The sequence below is a fragment of the Streptomyces sp. WAC05292 genome (assembly GCF_003949955.1).
GTDB classification, from domain to species: domain Bacteria; phylum Actinomycetota; class Actinomycetes; order Streptomycetales; family Streptomycetaceae; genus Streptomyces; species Streptomyces globosus.
Genome location: NZ_RPSE01000509.1, coordinates 1 through 3,609, shown reverse-complemented (window position 1 = coordinate 3,609; position 3,609 = coordinate 1). Strand labels below are relative to the sequence as shown.

Annotated in this window: 3 protein-coding genes; 2 read left to right on the top strand and 1 reads right to left on the bottom strand. The window is 71.1% G+C overall.

Going from position 1 to position 3,609, the window contains the following annotated elements; genetic code table 11:
* Nucleotides 1-277 precede the first annotated feature (277 nt).
* On the top strand, nt 278-1,924 hold the full coding sequence (locus EF903_RS34475; protein ID WP_185902902.1) for a lytic transglycosylase domain-containing protein: 1,647 nt from the start codon (nt 278-280) through the stop codon (nt 1,922-1,924).
* Nucleotides 1,925-2,113: 189 nt separating this feature from the next.
* On the opposite strand, the gene EF903_RS30160 is transcribed toward EF903_RS34475, so the two are convergent.
* The gene (locus tag EF903_RS30160) at nt 2,114-2,317 is read right to left on the bottom strand and encodes a cold-shock protein (protein ID WP_030012116.1); all 204 of its coding nucleotides are present in this window, start codon (nt 2,315-2,317) and stop codon (nt 2,114-2,116) included.
* Nucleotides 2,318-2,556: 239 nt separating this feature from the next.
* Here EF903_RS30160 and EF903_RS30155 point away from each other — a divergent pair, with 239 nt between their 5' ends.
* Nucleotides 2,557-3,405 (top strand): menaquinone biosynthetic enzyme MqnA/MqnD family protein, encoded by an 849-nt coding sequence (locus EF903_RS30155; RefSeq protein ID WP_125548170.1) that lies wholly within the window; start codon nt 2,557-2,559, stop codon nt 3,403-3,405.
* Nucleotides 3,406-3,609: the final 204 nt, after the last annotated feature.

Genomic DNA, 3,609 nt, shown 5'->3' with positions numbered 1-3,609 from the left:
CCCTCAAATCCCCCCACCTCGCCGCCCCCTGGGCGTTCTGTCGAATCTGGGGTGGAAGACGAGACGAATGGTGTGATGGAAGTGCCGGGGCGGCGGTGAGTCGTCTTGGAATACCTGATAGACAGTGAATATTCACGGCTCGACCCGCCGTACAACCTGCCGGCCGCCTTGGGGGGATCGCCGCACTGTGAAGCCGCTTCACCGTCACCTTGTCAACACCTCGCGCAAGGTCCTGTGTACGGCCGCGCTCGCGGCCAGTCTCACGACCGCCGCCGTCGTGACCAACCCGCCGACCGCCGATGCGGGCGAGTCCGAGCCCACCCCGGACAGCCCGCAGGCCACCGACCGCGGTGACGCCCGGCTCGACCTGCCGCAGGACGTCGCCGACCCGGCCGTGCCGCCGGCCGGCGGGGCGGTCGCGGGCGAGGGGGCCAGCGGGATACCCGCGACCGCCCTCGACGCGTACAAGCGCGCCGAGACGGCGGTCGCCGCCGCGCTGCCGAACTGCAAGCTGCCCTGGCAGCTGCTCGCCGGCATCGGCCGGGTGGAGTCGGTCCACGCCTCCGGGTACGGGCTCAAGGCCGACGGCTACACCGAGAAGCCGATCCGCGGCCCCCAGCTCAACGGCCAGGGCTTCGCGGAGATCAAGGACACCGACAAGGGCGAGTGGGACGGCGACACCGCCTACGACCGGGCCGTCGGCCCGATGCAGTTCATCCCGTCGACCTGGGCCACCTGGGGTGCCGACGGCAGTGGCGACTCCAAGCGCGACCCGAACAACATCTACGACGCGGCGCTCGGCGCCGGGCTCTACCTGTGCGCCGGCGACCGCAACCTGTCGGACCAGGCGCAGCTCGACCGCGCGATCCTCAGCTACAACAACTCGCGCGAGTACGTGAACACGGTGCTCGGCTACATGCGCCAGTACCAGAACGGCGCGACCGAGGTGACGAACCCGCCCGTCGGGACGTACCCGACGCCGACGACGCCGGTGCTCCCGACTCCGCGGCCCTCCACGCCGGCGACCACGCCCGCCAAGCCGTCGACTCCGGCCCCGCAGCCGACGCCCGAGAAGCCGAAGCCCAAGCCGGAGCCCAAGCCGGAGCCGGAGAAGCCCGCGCCCGCGCAGCTGGCGAAGCTGGAGGTGGTCGACGGCGCGGCGCTGAAGGCGGAGGCGGGTGCGGCGTTCACCGCCGTGCCGCGCGTCAAGGCGCTGCTCAGCGACGGCAAGCCGGCCGTCGGCCGGCACGTGCTGTTCGCCGTCGAGGAGGACACCACCGGCGGCACCCACTTCGGGACGGAGGGCCGCTCGCACCTCGTGGTCCAGACGGACTCCCAGGGCATCGCGGCCGCACCGGGCCTGAAGGCGGGCCCGAAGGGGGGCACGTTCACGCTGCGCGCCTCCGGCTACGACACCACCCGCCAGGTCACGGTGAACCTCACCGGCACCGTCACCGCCAAGCCGGCCCCGGTGGCCGACCTGCTGGAGCGGACCGGTACGGGCGCGGACAAGCCGCTGGAGGTCGTCGCCGGGACGCCGCTGAAGGACGTCCGGGTGAAGGCCACGGCCGCCGGCCGGCCGGTGGCGGGCACGCAGGCCACCGCCGCGCTGGTCGAGAAGAACGAGGCCGGCGCGTGGGTGCCGGTGGACCCGGCGAAGACGAAGGGCCCGTACTTCGAGGGCGCGAAGGAAGGCGACAAGCTGTTCCGGGTGGAGCTCGACCCGTCGGGTGCCGACGGTGTGATCGCGCTGCCCGAGCTGCTCACCGCCGACGTCGCCCCCGGCACCTACCACCTGCGGCTGACCACGAAGGAGAACGTGGTGCTGCTGCTGAAGCTGGAGGTGACCGCGAAGGCCGGCTCCGGCGAGAGCACGGAGCCGAAGGCTCCGGAGGCCCCGGCGGCGACCCCCGCCCGGCGGTAGTCGGAAGGCAGTACGAGCGGCGGCCGCCCGCCCCGTCCCCGTGACGGCGGCGGGCGGCCGCCGTTCCGCTTCCCGCTCCGGGCCCGGCTCGGGCCCGGAAAAGGCAGGAGCCCCGCCTCTCTCCGCTCGTGCGGAGGAGGCAGGGCTCCTTGGGTGGTGCTTTCCAACCGCGATGGTTGGCCCCGGGCATTAGGCCGGGGTGACGTTCTCCGCCTGCGGGCCCTTCGGACCCTGGGTGACGTCGAAGTTCACGGTCTGGTTCTCCTCGAGGGAGCGGAAGCCAGACGCGTTGATCGCGGAGTAGTGGACGAAGACATCCGGGCCGCCGCCGTCCTGGGCGATGAAGCCGAAGCCCTTTTCAGCGTTGAACCACTTCACGGTTCCGGTAGCCATGAGCCCTCCTATATGGGCCAAAGGGTCGCCCTGCTCCAGAACCTGCTAAGAAGTCTGAAAACTACAAAAGCCCGCGGGTCACATTCTCCGCAGGCCTCGTACTGCAAGGGAAACCAAACTGCAACTTGCGTCGAGCCTAGCACGCACACTGCGGCCGAGACCAGAGGGAAAGATCACGTCACCCGGACGTTTGAGACCCGCGCGAAGGCTGACGCGGGGCCGCCAGCTAGTCTCGCGATGTGGACGTGTATCGCAGCCGGCCCCGCGTGGGCCACATTCAGTTCCTGAACTGCCTTCCCCTGTACTGGGGGCTGGCCAGAACCGGCACGCTGCTGGACCTGGAGCTGACCAAGGACACGCCGGAGAAGCTGAGCGAGCACCTCGTCCGCGGCCGTCTCGACATCGCGCCGATCACCCTGGTGGAGTTCCTGCGCAACGCCGGCGACCTCGTCGCGTTCCCCGACCTCGCGGTCGGCTGCGACGGCCCCGTCATGTCCTGCGTGATCGTCTCCCAGGTGCCGCTGGAGCGGCTGGACGGGGCGCGCGTCGCGCTCGGCTCGACCTCCCGCACGTCGGTCCGCCTGGCGCAGCTGCTGCTCTCCGAGCAGTACGGGGTGCGCCCCGACTACTACACCTGCCCGCCCGACCTGGGGCTGATGATGCAGGAGGCGGACGCGGCGGTGCTGATCGGGGACGCCGCGCTGCGGGCCTCGCTGCACGACGCGCCGCGGCTCGGGCTGGAGGTCCACGACCTGGGGCAGATGTGGAAGGAGTGGACCGGGCTGCCGTTCGTGTTCGCCGTGTGGGCGGCCCGGAAGGACTACCTGGAGCGCGAGCCGGCCGTGGTGCGGCAGGTGCACGAGGCGTTCCTCGACTCGCGGGACATCTCCCTGGAGGAGGTCGCCAAGGTCGCCGAGCAGGCGGCGCGCTGGGAGGCCTTCGACGCCGCTCTGCTGGAGCGGTACTTCACCACGCTCGACTTCCGTTTCGGCCCGGAGCAGTTGGCGGGCGTACGGGAATTCGCCCGCCGTACCGGTTCCCCGACGGGCTATCCGGCGGACGTGGCGGTGGAGCTGCTGAAAGTCTGATCGGCTGGTGTGATCGATTTTCCGGGCGGTTGCCCGGGTTCCGCTCCCGTTCCGCTCCCCTTCCGCTCCGGCTCCTCCCGGCGGGTGCGGTCCGCGATCTCCGCGGCATGATCCGTTTATCGGGAATTCGTCCTGTATTCACGCGGCGCGCGCCCGCCCCGTTTAATCCGCGGCCCTTCGCGCCGCGCCCCGCCGGGAATACCC

Bases quoted from the DNA above. Each gene is read 5' to 3' on its own strand.
- EF903_RS30160 (WP_030012116.1), bottom strand. From the start codon at position 2,317: ATGGCTACCGGAACCGTGAAGTGGTTCAACGCTGAAAAGGGCTTCGGC.